Below are 19,378 nucleotides of genomic sequence, written 5' to 3'. Positions count from 1 at the left end.
CCGGAAGTTCCTTACCTGATGACGTGAGATAATCGACCAGTGGCACGCGGCGATGGAAAACTTTCTCATGATCTTCTCCCTGGCGAAAAGGGCCCCCAGGACGCTTGCGGCGTCTTCGGGGTTTGGGCTCCAGGTGAAGAAGTAGCAAAACTCACCTACTACGGGCTGTACGCGCTGCAGCACCGCGGTCAGGAGTCGGCTGGTATAGCCACCAGCGACGGCAAGCGGATCAACGTCTACAAGGACATGGGCCTCGTATCCCAGGTCTTCGACGAGACCACGCTGAACACCCTCACCGGGCATCTCGCCGTCGGCCACTGCCGCTACTCCACCACGGGCGCCAGCCACTGGGCCAACGCCCAGCCAACGCTGGGTGCCACGGCCACCGGGACGGTCGCCCTGGCCCATAACGGCAACCTGACCAACACGGCCGAGCTCAACGCCATGATCACTGAACGCAATGGCGGCCAGCTCAGCGGCGAAATGAAGCAGGGCAACACTTCCGACACCGCGCTCGTCACGGCACTTCTCGAGGGCGAAGAGGGCAAGACCCTCGAAGAGACCGCCATGGAGCTGCTCCCGAAGATCCGCGGCGGATTCTGCTTCGTCTTCATGGACGAGGGAACACTGTACGCCGCCCGCGACACCTTCGGCATCCGCCCGCTGTGCCTCGGCAGGCTGGAACGCGGCTGGGTAGTCGCCTCCGAGCAGTCCGCCCTCGCCACTGTCGGCGCCAGCTTCATCCGCGAGATCGAGCCGGGCGAGTTCATCGCCATCGACGAGCAGGGCGTGCGGTCCCAGCGCTTTGCCGAGCCGACGCCGGCAGGCTGCGTGTTCGAATACGTTTACCTTGCGCGCCCCGACGCTTCAATTTCCGGGCGCTCCGTGTACGAGTCCCGGGTGGAGATGGGCCGGCAGCTCGCCCGCGAGAATACCCAGGCCGCGGACATCGTCATCCCCGTCCCCGAGTCCGGCACTCCCGCCGCTGTGGGCTACGCCGAGGAATCCGGCATTCCGTTCGCCCACGGCTTCGTCAAGAACTCCTACGTGGGCCGCACGTTCATTCAGCCCTCCCAGACCCTCCGCCAGCTGGGCATCCGGCTCAAGCTCAACGCCCTGGAATCCGTCATCCGCGGCAAGCGCGTAGTGGTGGTGGATGACTCGATCGTCCGCGGCAACACCCAACGCGCCATCGTGCGGATGCTCCGCGAAGCCGGCGCGGCCGCCGTCCACGTGAAAATCTCCTCCCCGCCCGTTAAGTGGCCCTGCTTCTATGGCATCGACTTCGCCTCCCGTGCCGAGCTGATCGCCAACGGCGCCACCATCGAGGAGATTTCCCAGGCCATCGGCGCGGATTCCCTGGCCTACATCTCAGAGGACGGCATGATCGGAGCGACGCAGCAGCCCCGCGAAAAGCTCTGCACCGCCTGCTTCACCGGCAAGTACCCCATCGAACTGCCCGACGCCGACAAGCTCGGCAAGAACCTGCTCGAGCGCAAGGATCTGGGCGGCCTGGCTGCTGCCACCGGCACCGCCCCTGTTTCTACTGGTGGAGCTACCGCTGATGCTGCCGCGGTAGCTGCCACCGAGTCGGCCGCGGACGCCCCCGGAAACCCAGACAGCATCCCCGTCACCGAGGATCCTGCAGAGAAGCCCGGAGCAACCGGCTGCGACCCGGGGCCGGACTCCGAACTCGAGAACCTGCTCACCGAAGCCGACCGTGTGCCCGATCTCCATCCCGGCGCTGCAACCGTCGGTGCTGACAAGAAAGAGTCCCTATGACTTCCGCCTCCCCCACTGCCGACATGAACGCCGCCCAGAACAACGCAGGCATCACGTACGCGTCGGCGGGCGTAGATGTCGAAGCGGGAGACCGCGCCGTCGAACTGATGAAGGACGCCGTCAAGGCGACGCACAATGCTTCGGTGATTGGCGGCGTCGGCGGTTTCGCCGGACTGTTCGATGTCTCCAAGCTGCTGACCTACAAGCGTCCGCTGCTTGCCACGTCCACGGACGGTGTGGGCACCAAGGTAGCCATCGCCCAGGCCATGGATATCCACGACACCATTGGGTACGACCTCGTGGGCATGGTGGTTGACGACATCGTGGTGGTGGGCGCCGAGCCGCTCTACATGACCGACTACATCGCCTGCGGCAAGGTTGTTCCGGAGCGCATCGCGGACATTGTCCGGGGCATTGCGGCAGCCTGTTCCGTAGCGGGCACCGCCCTGGTGGGCGGCGAGACTGCCGAGCACCCCGGACTGCTGGGCGAGCACGAATACGACGTCGCCGGTGCCGCCACAGGTGTTGTCGAGGCCGACTCCCTGCTGGGCCCGGACCGCGTCCGCGCCGGCGACGTGGTGATCGGCATGGCCTCCTCCGGCCTGCACTCCAACGGGTACTCCCTGGTGCGCCGGGTCATCAACCACGCCGGCTGGGCCCTGGACCGCCAGGTCTCCGAACTCGGACGCACCTTGGGCGAGGAACTGCTCGAGCCCACCCGCGTCTACGCCGCCGACTGCCTTGATCTGGCCCGCACCTTCCCGGTGTCCAGTGGCTCTGCTACCGGCGGGGCGGTGCACGGCTTCAGCCACGTCACCGGCGGCGGCCTCGCAGCCAACCTCGCCCGTGTCCTGCCGCAGGGCCTCGTAGCCACCGTGGACCGCGCCACGTGGGAGCTACCGGCCATCTTCAAACTCGTGTCCGAGCTCGGCCGTGTCCCGCTGGCCGACCTCGAGCGTACCCTCAACCTCGGAGTGGGCATGGTAGCGATCGTGTCCGCAGATGTCGCCGACGCAGCTGTTGCCCGCCTGAACGAGCGCGGCCTGCCGTCCTGGATCATGGGCACAGTCAGCGCCGACTCCGACTCCGTCCTCAAGACCGGCCCTGACTACGTGCAGGGCGCCAAGGGTGTGGACGGCGGAGCGGTTTGGATGGTCAACAGCTACGCCTAACCCCCGGCTGCTCCCCCGGCAGCTCAACCTCGAGGACGCTGAACACACCGCCCTGTGGATCCTTGAGGGTGGCGATGGTCCCGCCGTCCTCGGCGAACTCCGGCTCCACCAGGACTTCGGCGCCCGCCGCCACAGCTGCCAGGACTGCCTCCTTGAGGCTGGAAACACCGAAGTAGACCTGCCAGCCCCGGCGGGCACGGACCTCAGCGCTGTCGGGGCCCACTGCCTCTCCAGCACCTTCACCGGCCTTTTCCTGTTCCGTGCCTTCCTGTTCCGTGCCCTCATCCCCGATGAGAGGCTCAGGGGCGATCCCCGCCACTTCGGCTCCGTTGGCTATGAGGGTGGTGTAGGTGCCGCCGTCGTCCTGCGGATACTCCATCACCTCGTGGCCGAACAGTTGTTGGAAAAAGCCGACGGCGGCCTCGGGCTCCGGTGTGAGGAGCTCCGCCCAAGCGAACGCGCCGGGCTCGTTCCACCGCCTGCAGCCGGCGTGCGTGCCGGCCTGCCAGACGCCGGTGGTCCCGCCGCCCGGCGGGTGCAGGAACACTATGACTCCGCTGTTGCCCACGTCCTCGGGGCCGAACTCTACCGCTCCGCCGGCGTGCGGGGTTTCTTCGGCCACGTCCCGGGCGTTATCCGCCGCAATATAGACATTCCATTGGGCCGGCGTGCCGGCCTCTTGCTGGGCCGGGTTCTGCGGGGCCACAACGGCCACGATGTCGCTGTCGATAAAGGCCTGCGCGTAGCTGCGCCCGTCCGGCGTCGGAAGGTCCTCAAACCGCCAGCCGAACACCGCGGCGTAGAACGACTTGGCCGCGGCAACGTCAGGCGTTTGGACGTCCGCCCAGCACAATTCCCCGTGGGCATACCTGGTGCGCTGAACCATGACGCTGATCCCTTTCGGCGATACGGCAACCGCTCACAGCCTAGACGCGAAGGGGCCGCGCAGTGAAGGCTGGCGACACCGGGCACAAGAAAACCGCAGGGCATACCAATGCCGGTATGCCCTGCGGGCTCTTAATAAACGGTGGCGGTACCCAGTTGCTCCGAAATACGAAAAGACTTCGGAAAGAGGGTGGCCCTAATGCGTCACGTACACGGGTGTACGACGGCGGCGTGCAGTTGAGTGCCTTAGGGAAGGTTCAGACTGAAACGACTAACCGATACGACGGGTATCCACCTCGTCGTCGTCGTCTTCCAATTCGTCCGCGTACTTATCCACGTAGGCCGAATAATCCGGCTCCGCCGGTTCATTCACGAAATGACTCGAGGCACGACTTCCCGGACCCGTGAGCTCACGCTGAAGGGCCGAATAGTCAGTATTCGGGGAGTAGTACTTGATGTCCCGAGCCTGCTTGGTAGCTTTTGCCTTTTGACGGCCGCGCCCCATGGCGTGACCCCCTTTTGTACTTGGACCGGAGGTGGTCACCTTGGCTATCGGTGAGGCCCCGGAATGATTGGTCAGTTTGTCGTATCCCTAGATTACATGCTTTCGGCGGCATCTGCTCGCCACTGGCGCGTCGCCACAGCCGGCGCCGGTCCAAAACCCCGGTAAGCCGGTCCAAAATGCACGTAATCACGGGGTTGCAGGGATTTTTAGTTCGATAGAGTCTCCTGAACAGCTGAATCAGACCCGTGGGATCCATCCCCTGCAGGACAGGCCCACCAGCCGCACCGGCTACTGCCCAAGACAGGACGCCGGAGCCGGATACAGTGCCGGGATAGCGCACGGAAGGGGGCGCCGCCCAAGTGAAAGACGAGAAAGCAGTCCCAGATGCCGGGCGACGGAACATCCCGCCGCCGCCCGCAAGCCCGCCTAAAAGCGCGTCCCCACCCGCCGCCTCTTTTGACCTGCCGGAGGAACCCTCCGGAGAGTCCGGCCCACAACGGATTCTTGCCAAGGCGGGTTTCCTGGTGCTTCTGCTCGTCCTGGGCGGCATGCTGGTATGGGCGCTCGGTGCCATGCTGGCCACAGCCACTCTTCAGACCATCGGTGAGCCCGGTCCTGCGGCAACATCACCGTCGGACGCTGCCCCCTCCGCAGCACCCAGGGCAAGCCTCCCGATGAAAGGAGTCAGTTCGTTGGATTTCAGGATTGGTGACTGCTTCAAGGACTTTGACCCCTCAGCGCCGGACGCCGAAATAGTGGCATGCGCTTCGCCGCATTCGGCCCAGCTCGTGGCCGTCCACCAATACGCGGCCGCGGATTCTTACCCGGGCAGCAGAGCCATGAAGGCGAAAGGCCGTGAAGCCTGCCAGGCTGCACCCTTGAGCAGCAAAACCACAGGGTACGAGCTGAAGTACCGCGTGGCCTACCCCAGCCCGGACAGTTGGCGCCGGGGCGACCGCCGTGTGGACTGCTACGTAGTCTCGGCGTCCGGAAACATCATCAAAAGCTCCCTGCTCCCCTAGGCAGCACCGAGGGGAGCAGGGAAGGAGAAGGGTGGTGCAGCGTGGAGCAGACCCCACTATCCCTTGCGCCGGACTGAGAGCCCGTTGCCGGCAGGAGCTCCCCCGGCCCGGGCCATCGTTTCCAGCCCTTCGACCGTGAGCTCGTCGACGTCGGCCGCGGTGTCCACCAGGACCGTGTCGCCATCCGAGATCTCACCGGCGAGAATGGCCTTGGCCAGCCGGTCGCCGATTTCGCGCTGGACCAGCCGCCGCAGCGGCCGGGCGCCGTAGGCGGGGTCGAACCCAGACATCGCCAGCCAGGCACGCGCACTTTCGGTGACCTCAAGGGAGAGCCGCCGATCATGCAGCCGCTGGGAGAGTTCGGCCACCTGCAGTTCCACAATCCGGGCGAGCTCGTCCAGGGTGAGGGCCTCGAAGAGCACCACCTCGTCCAGCCGGTTCAGGAACTCCGGCTTGAAGGACGCGTTGACCGTGGCCATCACGGCGTCCCGCTTGGCCTGCTCGTCCAGGCTCTGGTCCACCAGGAACTGGCTGCCCAGGTTGGACGTCAGCACCAGGATCACGTTGCGGAAGTCCACAGTCCGCCCCTGGCCGTCGGTGAGGCGGCCGTCATCGAGCACCTGCAGGAGGATGTCGAAAACTTCCGGATGCGCCTTTTCAACCTCGTCCAGCAGAACTACCGAGTACGGGCGACGCCGGACGGCCTCGGTGAGCTGTCCGCCCTCCTCGTAGCCCACGTATCCCGGAGGTGCACCAACGAGGCGGGCCACCGAATGCTTCTCTGAGTACTCGGACATGTCGATCCGCACCATGGCCCGTTCGTCGTCGAAGAGGAAGTCCGCCAGGGACTTGGCGAGTTCGGTCTTGCCGACGCCGGTAGGGCCAAGGAACAGGAAGGAGCCGGTTGGACGGTTGGGGTCGCTGATGCCGGCACGTGCCCGCCGTACGGCATCGGAGACCGCGGCCACGGCTTTGGACTGCCCGATCAGCCGTCGGCCCAGCTCCTCCTCCATGTGCAGGAGCTTCTGGCTTTCGCCCTGCAGCATCCGCCCCGCCGGGATGCCGGTCCAGGCGGAGATGACCTCTGCGATATCGTTGGCCGTCACTTCCTCCGCCACCATCTGGCCGGACTTGTCCTCGACGGCGGCTTCAGCCTCCGCAGCGGCGTTCAGCTCGCGTTCGAGGGCCGGGATCTCCCCGTAGAGAATCCTGGAGGCGGTCTCGAGATCGCCTTCGCGCTGGGCCTTGTCGGCGGCGGACCGCAGTCCATCGAGCTTGGCCTTCAGGTCACCTACACGGTTCAGTCCCGCCTTTTCCGCTTCCCACCGGGCGTTCAGGGCAGCCAGCTGCTCTTTCTTGTCTGCCATGTCGGCCCGCAGCGCGGCAAGCCGTTCAACCGAAGCAGGGTCTGTCTCCCCGCTCAGGGCCAGCTCCTCCATGGTGAGCCGGTCCACCTGGCGCCGCAGCTGGTCAATTTCCTCCGGAGCGGAATCGATCTCCATGCGCAGGCGGGACGCGGCCTCGTCCACGAGGTCGATGGCCTTATCGGGCAGCTGGCGCCCGGAAATGTACCGGTTGGACAAGGTGGCGGCGGCCACGAGCGCGGAGTCCGCGATGGATACCTTGTGGTGGGCCTCGTAGCGTTCCTTCAGGCCGCGGAGGATGCCGATGGTGTCCTCCACGCTGGGCTCGCCCACATAGACCTGCTGGAAGCGGCGTTCGAGGGCGGCGTCCTTCTCGATGTTTTCGCGGTACTCATCCAGGGTGGTGGCACCGATCAGCCGCAGTTCGCCGCGTGCCAGCATGGGCTTGAGCATATTGCCCGCGTCCATGGACGAATCGCCGGTGGCACCGGCTCCCACGACGGTGTGAATTTCGTCGATGAAGGTGACGATCTGGCCTTCGGAATTCTTGATCTCCTCGAGAACCGCCTTCAGCCGCTCCTCGAACTCACCCCGGTATTTGGCTCCTGCAACCATGGAGCCGAGGTCCAGGGAGATGAGCGTCTTGCCGCGCAGGCTCTCCGGCACGTCCCCGGCCACCATGCGCTGGGCGAGCCCTTCCACTACCGCTGTCTTGCCGACGCCGGGTTCACCGATCAGGACCGGGTTGTTCTTCGTGCGCCGGGACAGGACCTGGATGACGCGACGGATCTCGGAGTCGCGGCCGATCACGGGGTCCAGCTTGCCGGCGCGTGCCATGGCGGTGAGGTCGGAGCCGAACTTCTCCAATGCCTGGAATGTGTTTTCCGGGTCCGGGCTGTCGACCTTCCGGTCTCCCCGGACGCCTGGCAGGGCGGCAACCAGCGCTTCGTGCGAGGCGCCGGAGTCCCGCAGGATCCTGCCTGCGGCTTCGCTCCCTGCCGCAAGGCCCATCAGCAGATGCTCCGTGGAGACGAAGGAGTCACCGAGCTTGTCGGCCTCGTTTTGCGCGTTCTGGATGGCCTGCAATGCGGTACGGGAAAGCTGGGCCTGCTGCACAGAACTGCCCGAGGTCGCGGGCATCGCCTTGATGGCCGTGCTCGCCTGCGTGCTGACGGCGTCGGGATCCGCGCCCGTGGCGCGCAGCAGCGCAACGGCCACCCCCTCCCGCTGGTCCATCAGCGCCTTCAGCAGATGGGCAGGCTCCACCTGGGGATTACCTGCCGTTGATGCGTTCATGGCTGCCGCCGAAAGAGCCTCCTGGCTCTTGGTGGTGAATTTGACGTCCAAAGCGAGCTCCTTCCAGAGTGCGAAATTCTTAACTTGAGTGTACTACGCTCAACTTTGATAGAGGAGTCCCAGAAGCACTGGTTTTCCCACAGCGAAATGCCCTCCCCCTCCCGGGGGAAGTCCGGAAACGCGTCACGCCGGAACTGTATCCCCGCCGCTCCAATCCCCCTAGGATCGACTGTGACCAGCGACGACAGTTCAACCCGCAACTGGAAACGAGGATCTGCAATGAAGAAGTTCGTGGTTCTTTACAACGCTCCGCAGTCGGCTCAGGCCCAGATGGCAGAGAGCAGCCCGGAAGCCGCCCAGGAGGGCATGAAGGCGTGGATGGAATGGGCGCAACGGGCCGGCGACGGAATTGTGGACATCGGCAATCCGCTGGGCACCGGCAAGGAAGTTACTGCGACCGGCACGTCCGACGCCGCAAGCCACGTAGCCGGGTATGGCATCCTCCAGGCCGAGGACATGGACGCGGCTCTCGCCCTCCTTGACCGTCATCCGCACCTGATGATGCCGGACGCCAGCATCCAGGTGTACGAGTCCCTCGATATCCCCGGTTTGTAGGGCACGAAGCGCTGGAAAGGCTGGGAAGTCGCTCATGCGGGGTAGACGGATACCGCTCCCGCCTTGATCACGAAGAACACCGTCATGCCGGGCGCGAGGCCGAGGTCCGCAGATGCGGCCGGCGTCACGTCCGCAGACAGCCCGGCGGCGCGGACGCGGACCTGGTCCCCATGGGGCTCGAGATCCGTGATGGTCACGGGAAATGAGTTCCGGGGGCTGCCGTGCGCCTCTGCCAGGAAAACGGAAACGGCCGACGGCGGGAACACCGCAACGCCGTCCAGTCCGGAATCGAGGAGGCGGGCATTTCCGGTTTCCGGACCTTGAACGTCCAGCTGGGGGTCGTGCAGGCCGGCGATGTCCTGGCCGTCGGCGGTCCTGATGCCCAGGCCGGTGAGCGTGCCCGCTATCAGGTTGAGGCCTGCCAGCCCGGCCGCGAACCTGCTCTTTGGCCGCTGGAGCACGTCACGCGTGGGCCCGGACTCTGAAATGCGGCCGTTCTCCAGGACCACCACGCGGTCTGCCAGCATGAGCGCGTCCAGGACGTCGTGGGTGATGATGATGGCCCTCCGTCCCTCGAGCACCCTTCTGAGCATCCGGCGCAGCAGCGGAGCGGCATGGATGTCCAGGGCTGCCATGGGCTCATCGAGCAGCAGCAGGCCGGGGTCGGCAGCCAGCGCCCTGGCGACGGCCACCCGCTGCGCCTGCCCTCCTGACAGCTCCGCCGGGCGCCGGGTTTCAAGTTCGGACGCCTCCGCGGCATCGAGCCAGTGGCGTCCAGCATCCCGCGCCCTGCGCCTTGAAAGGCCACGGCTGCGCGGACCGAAAGCCACATTTTCCAGAGCCGTCAGGTGCGGGAACAGCAGCGGCTCCTGCGCCAGCAGTGCCGTGCCGCGGTGATGCGGAGCGGTCCATGCAGTCCGGCCGGCGGCGAGGTCAAACAGCAGCCTGCCGTCCAATTCAGCCCTGCCGGCGTCCGGACGCAGTAACCCTGCGATGACGGCCAGCAGCGTGGATTTCCCGGCACCATTGGGACCCATGACGGCCACAGTTTCCGAGGGTCCCACGGTGAGGGACACGTCAAAACCGCGCGCCGCAACGGCGGCCTCCAATGTGAAGGTCACCGGACGTCCCCGGCCGGGGCGGGCACCGCCGTCGTGCGTTCTCCCGGGACTGGCCCCGAATCAAAACCGAGGGCCGCGGATCGCCGGGGACCGCGGTGTGACACCGCTACTACTGTAACCGCGACCGCCACGAGGACAAGGGACAAGGCGACGGCGGAGTCGGCGTCGGTTTCGCGCTGGAGATATATCTCAAGCGGGAGGGTACGGGTGACACCCTGGAGGCTGCCCGCGAAGGTGAGGGTGGCACCGAACTCTCCCAGGCTCCGGGCAAAGGACAGCACCGCTCCCGAGGCCACGCCAGGCAGGACCAGCGGCAGCGTGACCCGGCGCAGAACTATGGCAGGGCTGGCGCCGAGAGTCGCCGCGACCGCTTCGTAGCGACTGCCAGCAGTCCGGAGCGTGCCTTCCAGGCTCACCACGAGAAACGGCAGTGCGACAAATGTCTGGGCGATGACTACGGCAGCAGTGGAGAAGGCGATGTGGATTCCCAGGACCTCCAGGTTGCGGCCGAGGAGGCCCTGGCGGCCGAAGGTGTACAGGAGGGCGATGCCTCCCACCACGGGCGGGAGAACGAGAGGCAGCAGCACAAAGGACCGGAGCAGCCGCTGGCCCGGGAAGCTGCCGCGCGCCAGCACCAGGGCCAGCGGAACGCCGAGGATGATGCACAGGAGCGTGCTGACGGCCGATGTCCGCAGGCTGAGCCCAAGCGCATCCAGCGACGACTGGGACGTTACCAGCGGAACGAACTGTGCCCAGTTGACGCGGGCAGCCATGGCCGCCAGCGGGAGCAGCACGAGCAGCGCGCCGGCGGCCGCGATGAGATAGACCCAGTACGGAATGCCGGAGTAGGGTACGGAGCCGTGCCGTAAACCAGTATTCATCGGCGGGAGGCTCCTTCCGGACCGGTGGAAGCGCTCGGAGGGGCACCGAAACCGGCAGCCTGCAGCGTTTGCTGCCCCTCTTTGCTGACGACCAGGGAGATGAACTCCGCCGCCAACTCCTGCTGCCGGCTGTTGTCGAGGGCAGCGATGGGGTAGGCAACGACGGCCTTGTGCGCTTCGGGGAACGGAATGCCGCTGACCTTGCCGCCGGCACTTTTCACATCGGTGGCGTAGACGAGGCCGGCGTCCGCCTCCCCCGATGAGACCTTGCCGAGGACGTCGGCCACGGACGCTTCCTCACTGACGGGGGTCAACACCACGCCTGTTTCCCTTTCGGCTACTTCGGCCGCTGCGCCGCACGGCACCTGGCTGGCGCAGACCACTACCTTCACCCCTTGACCGGCAAGGTCCCAAAAGGACGAAACCGATGCCGGATTGGCCGGGGGGACTGCGATTTCCAGGATATTGCTGGCGAAAAGCGTTGCACGGCCCCGGATCAGCGCCGCATCAGACACCTGGCCCATGGTACGTGTGTCCGCGGAGGCAAAAACATCGGCGGGGGCGCCCTGCGTGATCTGGGTTGCCAGATCCGAGGACCCGCCAAAATTCAGATTCACCTTGGTCCCGGGATTACGGCGTTCAAACTCTGCGGCGAGACTGGTGAACGTTTCTTTCAGGGAAGCGGCGGCAAACACCGTCAACGTTCCGGAAGACCGGGACGTTGCGCCGCCTTCCCCACCGCCGGATGGACCGGGGGCGCAGCCCGACAATCCAGCCGCCATCGTGGCGGCGGCCAGCAGCGCGCGGAGGAGCGTGCCGGCGGCATTCACAGGATGCTCCTTCCCTTGGGCGTTTCCACAATGACCGTGGTGGCTTTGACCACGGCAGTGGCCACTGATCCGAGTTCGAGTCCCAGTTCGCGCACGGCTTCTGTGCTCATCAGGGACACCACCCGGAAGGGTCCGCACTGCAGCTCCACCTGCGCCATGACCTTGTCGGCCGTAATCCCGGTCACCAGTCCCATGAAACGGTTGCGCGCCGAGCTGGCTGCTGCGGACGGGTCATCCGGCAGGTGCGCCTGCCTGCCGGCCAGCCGGGCCAGTTCCAGCCCGTCCACCGCAAGCCGCCCTGACGGGTCCTTGCGGGGCGTGAGGCTGCCGTTCTCCGTCCAGCGGCGTATGGTGTCGTCGCTGACACCCAGGAAACGGGCAGCCTCGGAAACGCGAATCGTGGTCATGCGAGGATTCTAGCCGAACCTGCGGCTCGAAACAGGGCTTTATTCCGCAGATGCGGGAATGTCCCCGGCTATGCCTGCACGGCTAGGCCCGCTTCCAGATTGCGATCCAGTCCAGGTAGACATGTCCGGCCGTCTGCGGCAACGGACAGAAAGGAGTGCACGACTCGGTCTGCAGAATATAGTGCATGGGTGTGTTCGGGGTCGCCGTTGTACTAACTCCGAGTGACCGGCCGTCGAGGATAAATTCGACCTTGCCCGGACTCCACTCAATCGTGGCGACATGCCAATCAGTGACGGTGGTGTGTGACCGGAACACATCTTGCGCCCGAGGATCATTTCCCCGGAAATGGGCAGCGCCATAGAAGGTTGTTGCGAGGTCCCCCTCGGGGAAATCGATCTCCCCATCCCTGGGCCATTCGCCGCTATCCGGCCAAAGGAGCCAAGCGACTTTGAAGCCGCGCAGGGAGTCGGCCTTGAACCGCACGGAAATCCTCCCGTAGAGCAGGCTGTTGTGTCGCGGCAGCAGGTTCTTGTCGCGATATTCCTTGGCACTGCTGTTCGGAATCTTGGGAGAGGGCGCCGCACCCATTGAGATGCCGTTCTCTGAGTGGAGGTACCAGTCCAGCATGCCGTTCTTAACACTCAGCACTTTGGACGGGTAATAACGGGACTTCGTTCCTCTTTGACCGGCGGTATCCGGTGTTCCGTCCTTGTACCCCTCACTCCATTTAGCGGAGTAAGCCGCACCTGGAAAAGCGCCGATTGGTACATCGCCTTTGTCGAATTCCTCCCGGAATACTTGCTTCCAGCCAGGCAGATCGCCTCTCGGCATTTTGTGGATCGGATCGACGGAAGGCTGCTGCTCGTCCACAGGGCCCGCCGCGGGTTGTTCCGCCGCGCGTCGTTCCGGCGCAGGCTGTGGTGCTGCTGTCTGTGCCGCAGCCCGGGGTTCCTTCGCAGAGGACGATGCAGCGGATGACGTTGCGGTGCGGGGCGCCGCCGCCTCCGCCGCAGAGGTTCCCTGTGCAGAGGGTGTGACCGACGGCAGTGCTGCAGCTGACTCGGACGGTTCCCCTGCGGACAGAGGCTCTGGCGGAAGCCGTTGCGCTTCCATGCCCACCGGGCCGGCTATCAAGCCGCACGCCGTGAGCATCGCCGCCGCAGCCAGCACACCAAACCGCCGTATGGGGTACCTTGGGCGGTGACGGCGGGCTGGTGGTGTGACCATAGGGAAAGTGTGGCATCAGGACTTGGGGCTTTCCAAGGATTCTTGAACCCCTAAAACTGGGGCCGTTCCCAGAAGTCCCAAGCTTTTTACAAGTTGCCCGGCTGAACATGTTTCGAGGGGGAGTGCACGCAAGTTGCCAGGACCGCAGCAGCAGGCGCTTCGATTTCCCGGACCCAGCCGGGAAGGTTGCTCGGGACTGGCATTAGTCAACGACCCCAATGAGTGGTGAGGCTAGTGACCATCCCTATACAAGTTTCGACTGTCCACGCACAGAACCCGGTGCCGGTTCCCCTAGCCTCCATCAGCGTGGTGATTCCCACACTGAATGAAGCCATGAACCTTCCGTGGGTTTTGCGCCGTATGCCCTCGTATGTGGACGAAGTGGTGATCATCGACGGGCGCTCGCTGGACAGCACTGTCGACGTCGCCAGGGCACTGCGCATGGACGTAGTGGTGGTCTCAGAACCCAATCCCGGCAAGGGGTTTGCGGTGCGGGCGGGGCTCGCTGCGGCCACCGGAGATATCATCGTCATGCTGGACGCAGACGGGAGCATGGATCCGCAGGAAATTGGCTGGTTCGTCACGCCGCTCCAGCACGAATTCGATTTCGTCAAGGGCTCCCGCTACGTGACGGGTGGAGGGTCAGAAGACATAACTCTGCTCCGCAGCGCCGGCAATCGCGCCCTGACCCGCCTGGCCAACATTGTGCTCCACAGCAACTATTCCGACCTGTGCTACGGCTACATCGCGATGCGGCGGGAGTGCCTGCAAATCCTCGAACTGCAGTCGGAAGGGTTCGAGATTGAAACCGAACTGATCGTCCGGGCTTCCCGGGCCGGCCTGCGAATCGCCGAGGTGCCCAGCAACGAGCTTAATCGGATTTCCGGCAATTCAAACCTCCATACCTTCCGCGACGGATGGCGCGTGCTGCGAACCCTTGCCCGTGAATGCGTGGGATGGGAAGCGCCCACGGCAGGCGCCCGGCCCGAGGCGCTCAGACGGGTGAAATACAGGTACCCCAGCAGGTCCCTGCCCCACATTCCGACTGACCCGGCCACGGTCCTTGGCCTGATGGCGGGTGATTGACATGCATCCCTCAGAAGGACTCCCGGCTGTTTCCGTAGTGATTTGCTCCTACACCGAAGACCGGTGGGACCGGCTGTTGGCCGCCATCCAGTCCGTCCACGCCCAAACGGTCCCACCCCAGCAGACGATCGTAGTGGTCGACTACAACGTGGAACTCTATAAGCGCCTGATCTTCACGGTTTCGGACGTTGTGATCCTTGAAAACACCGGCCCCAAAGGCCTTTCCGGTGCCCGGAACACCGGAGCTGCAGCCGCAAGCGCAGGGATTGTCGCCTTTCTGGACGACGATGCCGAGGCTGCCCCGGACTGGCTGGAACGGCTGACGGCCCTCTACGACGACCCTGATGTCCTTGCCGTGGGCGGGCGCGTTGTGCCGGAATGGGAAACCGGCCGTCCGGACTACTTCGGGGAGGAACTGGACTGGATCGTTGGCTGTACGCACCGAGGGATGCCAAAGGTGGCTGCCGAGGTGCGCAACGTTATCGGCGCCAACATGTCCTTCCGTTCTCAGGTTCTGGAAGTCGTAGGCGGTTTCAACACCTCACTCGGCCGGCAAAATTCTCTGCCCCTGGGCTGTGAGGAGACGGAAATCTGCATCAGGGCGGTCATAGGTGCGCCGGGAGGCCGCGTGGTGTACGAACCGGCTGCCCTGGTCCGCCACTTCGTTCCCGCGCAGCGCGGAACCCTGAACTACATGCTGCGGCGCGCGTGGTCCGAGGGGATATCCAAAGCCATGGTCAGCAAGATTGTCGGCCACAAGCGTGCTCTCGGGCCTGAACGGCGGTACGTCCGTAGCGTGTTGCCGCGCGCGGTGGCCGGGGGAATAGTGGGCCGGCTCCGCGGTACGGACGCCGCCGGCTTCCGCCGGGCGATGGCCGTGATCGCAGTGCTGACCGTAACTACCTCCGGGTACATCCGGGGACGCCGCCTGCCCCTTGACCCGACGGACGCGGGACTCGAGCCGCACGAGCCGCACGCCAGTTGGAGGGAAGTCAAATGATTCGGATGTATCCGCAGTTCAGAACCCCGCATAGTGCCGAGACCGCCGGAGGGTACGGGGCATGAGCCAGTCCGAAAAAGACGTTCTGAGTGACTCGGCACCGTCTACAGGCACCAGTTTCGATGTCCACGGACTCGTAGGTATCGATGTCGCTCCCGGCACGCCCGGCGAAGCCCAGTTGAGGGACATGCTCGCACCGTTCCTGGGTCCGTCCCGGGCGCCGCTGCGTCTGCGTGTCAGTGCGGCGATGACGGAAGTGGCCGAGCAGTCACACGCCGAGGATGCCTACCGTTTCACGGCGGACTCGCTTTACATTCCGGCGGACCGCGTCCAGGTCGAGGAAATCCGCGACGGTTACTCCGTGCAGGGCAGCGGAGAGCTGCTCACTGCAGTTATCCCCTTGCTGGATTGGCTCTCCACTAAGCAGAACGCCGCCATGATCCACGCTGCGGTGGTTGACTTCCGGGGGTCAGGAGTCCTGCTTCCGGCCTGGGGCGGTGTCGGCAAGACCAGCACGGTCGCCAAACTGGTAGCCATGCCCGGTGTGCGTTTCATGGCGGATGATTGGGCTTTCCTGGACGCCGACGGCATGCTCATGGGTTATGCCAAACCGATGTTCCTTAAGCCCCATCACCGGAGGATCTATCCGGAGGTCTTCAGCGGGGTCCGCAAACCGTTGGCTCCGGGCTGGCTCACAAATTCGGTTGCCCGCCTGGCCACGGCCGTCCACCCGGTCATCGTCCGGTATCCAAGAACAGCGGCGTTCACGCGCCGCTGGTCCCCGGAACACCGGATGGTCCATCCCGAAGAGGTCTTCGGTCAGGACGGCATCTCCTCGGCCGCGCTCACCCGGCTGGCTATTTTCCTGGAACGCTACGACGGTTCCGACGCCCGGCTGGAGAAGAGGAGCCGCGAATGGATGACCTCCCGCATTGTCGGAAATTTCCATTCGGAGCTCCCAGCGGTGTCACGTCGGCTGATTGAAGCCCTCGGCGCGACGGGCCTGGTTCCCCTGGAGGAATTCTTCAGCCAGAAGGCAGCCGTGGTGCGACGGGCGCTTGATGACGTTCCATGCTTCCTGCTGCGTATTCCGGCATCGTGGTCCGCCGACCGGACCTCGGATTACGTAGCCGGCCAGATCGGCTCCAAGCTGGAGGAGTGACGTGGGCGCCCACGTTGGCGACCTTGACGTCTCCGTGGTGGTTCCGGCGCGGAATGCTGCGCACTGGTTGGGCGAATGCCTGGACTCCATCCGGGCGGAGAAACCGCGGGAAATCATTGTGGTGGACGGCTGCTCCACGGATAACACCGTGGAGATCGCACGTACCCTCGGGGCACGCGTCATATCGGATGAGGGCCGGGGGTTGCCGGCAGCGAGGATGCTTGGCGTGCAGAGCGCCTGCAGCAACCTTGTGGCGTTGATCGATGCCGACGTCGTTCTCCCAGCCGGCGCTTTGGGCGGACTCTTGGACGAGTTCAATGCCTGCGGCTACGACGGGCTGCAGTTCGCCCTGGTCAGCGAGGCGGACGGGCGCGGATATTGGGGCGCCGCCCTTGCCTGGCACCACCTTCACAGCCGGGTGCGCTCATGGTTCGGCGTGTCCGCCACTTTGATGCGGAGGAACATCCTGCTGTCCGTGGCGTTCGATGACACCTTCCGGTCCGGCGAAGACATCGAGCTGAGAATCAGGCTGGAAGGGGCCGGCTACCGGCTTGGCGTCTCCCGCACCACGGCAGTGCGGCACCGGTTCATGGATTCGTTCGATGCCGCCCGTGACCAATGGCTCCAGGACGGCGCCGGTTTGGCCCGCACCATCCGCAAGCACCCGGGCCGTGCGGGTTGGCTTGTGGTCCTGCCGCTGCTGGCCACCATCCGCGGCGTCGGCCTGTCGTTGCTGCACGCTCCGCGTTTCCTGCCTTACTGGGTCTGTTTCCTCGTTTACAACTACAGGTCCATGTTCGGCGAATTCCTGCGTCCCCCAGGGACCGGCTACTCCGTCGGCGGCAATGCGGCCTGGCTGAGCGCTGCCAGGATCGCGCCGATGCTCACCGGATTTGTGTTCTGGGCGCTGGCGGCGATCATGCTGCCGCCAGCGCAGCTCGGGATGGGCTCCGCCGTAGTGGCCGCTGCTCTCCTCACCGTGCAGCTCGGGATGCTGGGGATCGGCCAGGCAACCCTCACGCTGCTCCCTGAGCAGCGTGATGGCGGACGGGGCCTCATCGCCAGCAGCCTCTTCACCGTGGGGGTGTCCACGGTCGTCCTGGCATGCGCAGTCGCTGCTGTGACCTACGCGATGGGGTCCGGCGTCGGCCTGGCTTGGAAGGACCCGCTCCTGACGGGGATATTCGTGGCCACAGCGCTGTTTGCCGCGGCCGCCTACCAGCTGGATCATGTGGGCGTCGCGCAGGAACGCTCCGACCGGGCCCTGGTCAGGAGCCTCGCCCAGAGCCTCGTACAGCTCGCCATACTGGCTCTGGCTTTGGCCGCCGGGGTCCGGGAAGTGGCCATGGTGGTCGCAGCGGTGGCAGCCGGTGGACTGGCGAGCGTGATCCTCGGGCTGCACCAGCTCAACCGCAACGGCGCAGCACCGGACTGGAGGCACGCGCTCAGGCCGGGACCAGTACTGCGGCTGCTGCGACCGGGTTTGCCCAACCACGCGCTGATGCTCGCAGACCGCGCCCCCGGCTATCTCCTTCCGCTGGTCGTTGCCGCTACCCTCGGCCCGGCTGCAACCGCGTCCTGGTACATGGTGTGGATGATGGCCGCAGCGGTCTTTTTCTTCGCCCAGTCTTCCGGGTTCTCCCTGCAGACCGCGCTGGCCGGGGGCAGGTCCAGGCCAGGGCTGGTGTCCTCCGCACTCAAGGCGAGCCTCGCCCTCACGTTCGTCGCCGGAACGATGCTGCTCATAGCCGGCCCCTACCTTCTCCGGTTCCTTGGCCCGGTGTACGGGGAGACAGCCATTCTGCTTCCTGTCCTGGTGCCGGCACTGCTGCTGGGCTGCATAACCCAGGTCTACTTCGGTCTGTGCCGTGCCCAAGGCCGCCGAGCGGAGGCCACAGCCGTAGCCGTGTTCGCTGCCGTCGTTATTGTGGGACCAGCCGCCCTTGCCGCCCGCGAATTCGGCCTCCTCGGCGTCGCAGCCCTCTGGTCCACCGCCCAGGCGGCCGCGGCCCTGATTGCCATCTGGCGTCTCAGGATACTGCTGCCAGCAACTCCCGACGGGGAACGGGTCCGGGCCGCGCCCAGACCATAAATAAACCCAACGTGGCGGAGTCTAGACTTTTCTCCATGGCCATTTATCTGGATCCGCCTTTGTGGCCGGCGCACGGAACCCTGTTTTCACACCTGATCTCGGACACTTCCCTCACGGAACTGCACGCCTTCGCCGCGGCCGCCGGAATTCCTGATCGGGCCTTCGACGGCGACCACTACGACGTTCCGGAGAGCCGCTACGGATCGCTGGTGGCCGCGGGCGCCGTTCCCGTGGAAGCCCGGATCCTGGTGCGCAAACTCATCGCCAGCGGGCTGCGGATTCCCGCTCGTGAACGCAATTCGTCGCTGAAGGTGCCGCTGCTGAACCGCTGGAACGCCATGCTGCCCGGCCACGAAGCACTGTTCCTGGACCTTCTGGAACGCTGGGGCGAACCCCACCGCAGGTACCACGGATGCACCCACCTGCTGGCGGTGCTCGAGGCGCTGGATCTGCTCACCGAACCTGCGGAACCGCCGCGGGCGGTGCTGCTGGCCGCCTGGTTTCATGACGCCGTTTATCACGGGATCCCGGGCCAGGACGAGGAAGAGTCCGCGCGGCTGGCCGAAGACAGGCTTTCCGAGGCGGGACTGCCCGCCACGGAAGTCGCTGAGGTGGCGCGCCTGATCAGGATAACCTCCAGTCACCGGCCCGCTCCCGGGGATGACGGCGGCGCCCTCCTCTGTGATGCCGATCTTTCCGTTCTCGGCGGCGAACCCAGCCAGTACGCACGGTACCTGGCGGCCGTCCGGCAAGACTATGCGCACGTCGGCGACGCCGACTTCGCTGCCGGAAGGGCCGCCGTCGTCCGCCACCTGCTGGATCTGGATCCGCTGTTCCACACAGACCGCGCCCGCCGGCTGTGGCTGGAGGCCGCACAGCGTAACCTCGCCGCCGAACTGGAGACAGCCAGACTTTAAGCTGCGGGGATGT

17 protein-coding genes are annotated in these 19,378 nt (G+C 65.4%); 9 read left to right on the top strand and 8 right to left on the bottom strand.

Annotation, left to right across the window (positions count from 1 at the left end):
- Positions 1 to 39 precede the first annotated feature (39 nt).
- Complete coding sequence (gene purF / locus M1E01_RS02435) at positions 40 to 1,782, top strand: amidophosphoribosyltransferase (RefSeq protein WP_457973519.1); 1,743 nt, start codon at positions 40 to 42, stop codon at positions 1,780 to 1,782.
- Entirely contained in the window at positions 1,779 to 2,954 is a 1,176-nt protein-coding gene (gene purM / locus M1E01_RS02430) for a phosphoribosylformylglycinamidine cyclo-ligase (protein ID WP_457973518.1), read from the top strand. Before purF ends, purM begins: the two co-directional genes overlap by 4 nt.
- Here purM and M1E01_RS02425 read toward each other — a convergent pair.
- Complete coding sequence (locus M1E01_RS02425) at positions 2,938 to 3,840, bottom strand: VOC family protein (protein WP_457973517.1); 903 nt, start codon at positions 3,838 to 3,840, stop codon at positions 2,938 to 2,940. The two genes, purM and M1E01_RS02425, sit on opposite strands and share 17 nt — an antisense overlap.
- A gap of 270 nt (positions 3,841 to 4,110) precedes the next feature.
- The gene (locus M1E01_RS02420; protein WP_457973516.1) at positions 4,111 to 4,344 is read right to left on the bottom strand and encodes a DUF3073 domain-containing protein; all 234 of its coding nucleotides are present in this window, start codon (positions 4,342 to 4,344) and stop codon (positions 4,111 to 4,113) included.
- Between the two features lie 524 nt (positions 4,345 to 4,868).
- Between M1E01_RS02420 and M1E01_RS02415 the strand changes: the two genes are divergently transcribed.
- A complete protein-coding gene (locus tag M1E01_RS02415; protein ID WP_457973515.1) occupies positions 4,869 to 5,366 on the top strand; it encodes a septum formation family protein in 498 nt (165 codons plus the stop codon).
- A gap of 56 nt (positions 5,367 to 5,422) precedes the next feature.
- Here M1E01_RS02415 and clpB read toward each other — a convergent pair whose 3' ends face one another.
- Complete coding sequence (clpB, locus tag M1E01_RS02410; protein ID WP_457973514.1) at positions 5,423 to 8,077, bottom strand: ATP-dependent chaperone ClpB; 2,655 nt, start codon at positions 8,075 to 8,077, stop codon at positions 5,423 to 5,425.
- A 228-nt stretch (positions 8,078 to 8,305) separates the two neighbouring features.
- On the opposite strand from clpB, the gene M1E01_RS02405 reads away from it, so the two are divergent.
- Positions 8,306 to 8,641 (top strand): hypothetical protein, encoded by a 336-nt coding sequence (locus tag M1E01_RS02405; protein ID WP_457973513.1) that lies wholly within the window; start codon positions 8,306 to 8,308, stop codon positions 8,639 to 8,641.
- 32 nt (positions 8,642 to 8,673) lie between these two features.
- Here M1E01_RS02405 and M1E01_RS02400 read toward each other — a convergent pair whose 3' ends face one another.
- From M1E01_RS02400 to M1E01_RS02380, 5 genes are all read right to left on the bottom strand, one after another.
- Positions 8,674 to 9,762 carry a sulfate/molybdate ABC transporter ATP-binding protein gene (locus M1E01_RS02400; RefSeq protein WP_457973512.1) on the bottom strand — a complete coding sequence of 363 codons (1,089 nt, stop codon included), beginning with the start codon at positions 9,760 to 9,762 and terminating at the stop codon, positions 8,674 to 8,676.
- Positions 9,759 to 10,643 carry an ABC transporter permease gene (locus M1E01_RS02395; protein ID WP_457973511.1) on the bottom strand — a complete coding sequence of 295 codons (885 nt, stop codon included), beginning with the start codon at positions 10,641 to 10,643 and terminating at the stop codon, positions 9,759 to 9,761. The genes M1E01_RS02400 and M1E01_RS02395 overlap by 4 nt, the downstream gene beginning before the upstream one ends.
- Positions 10,640 to 11,473, bottom strand: coding sequence for a molybdate ABC transporter substrate-binding protein (modA, locus tag M1E01_RS02390; protein WP_457973510.1), 834 nt, complete (start codon positions 11,471 to 11,473; stop codon positions 10,640 to 10,642). Before modA ends, M1E01_RS02395 begins: the two co-directional genes overlap by 4 nt.
- Complete coding sequence (locus tag M1E01_RS02385; RefSeq protein ID WP_457973509.1) at positions 11,470 to 11,880, bottom strand: TOBE domain-containing protein; 411 nt, start codon at positions 11,878 to 11,880, stop codon at positions 11,470 to 11,472. Before M1E01_RS02385 ends, modA begins: the two co-directional genes overlap by 4 nt.
- Before the next feature lie 82 nt (positions 11,881 to 11,962).
- Positions 11,963 to 12,751 (bottom strand): glycoside hydrolase family 16 protein, encoded by a 789-nt coding sequence (locus tag M1E01_RS02380; protein WP_457973508.1) that lies wholly within the window; start codon positions 12,749 to 12,751, stop codon positions 11,963 to 11,965.
- Between the two features lie 591 nt (positions 12,752 to 13,342).
- Between M1E01_RS02380 and M1E01_RS02375 the strand changes: the two genes are divergently transcribed.
- From M1E01_RS02375 to M1E01_RS02355, 5 genes are all read left to right on the top strand, one after another.
- Positions 13,343 to 14,194: a glycosyltransferase family 2 protein gene (locus tag M1E01_RS02375; protein ID WP_457973507.1), complete on the top strand. Its 852-nt coding sequence runs from the start codon at positions 13,343 to 13,345 to the stop codon at positions 14,192 to 14,194.
- Between the two features lies 1 nt (position 14,195).
- Positions 14,196 to 15,194 (top strand): glycosyltransferase, encoded by a 999-nt coding sequence (locus tag M1E01_RS02370; RefSeq protein ID WP_457973506.1) that lies wholly within the window; start codon positions 14,196 to 14,198, stop codon positions 15,192 to 15,194.
- A gap of 61 nt (positions 15,195 to 15,255) precedes the next feature.
- Positions 15,256 to 16,356 carry a hypothetical protein gene (locus M1E01_RS02365; RefSeq protein ID WP_457973505.1) on the top strand — a complete coding sequence of 367 codons (1,101 nt, stop codon included), beginning with the start codon at positions 15,256 to 15,258 and terminating at the stop codon, positions 16,354 to 16,356.
- A gap of 1 nt (position 16,357) precedes the next feature.
- Entirely contained in the window at positions 16,358 to 18,448 is a 2,091-nt protein-coding gene (locus tag M1E01_RS02360; RefSeq protein WP_457973504.1) for a glycosyltransferase, read from the top strand.
- A gap of 35 nt (positions 18,449 to 18,483) precedes the next feature.
- Positions 18,484 to 19,365: a DUF4031 domain-containing protein gene (locus M1E01_RS02355; protein ID WP_457973503.1), complete on the top strand. Its 882-nt coding sequence runs from the start codon at positions 18,484 to 18,486 to the stop codon at positions 19,363 to 19,365.
- The last annotated feature ends 13 nt before the right edge of the window (positions 19,366 to 19,378 follow it).

The organism is Arthrobacter sp. D1-17 (genome assembly GCF_054130535.1).
This window is presented reverse-complemented; position numbering and strand designations above follow the sequence as displayed.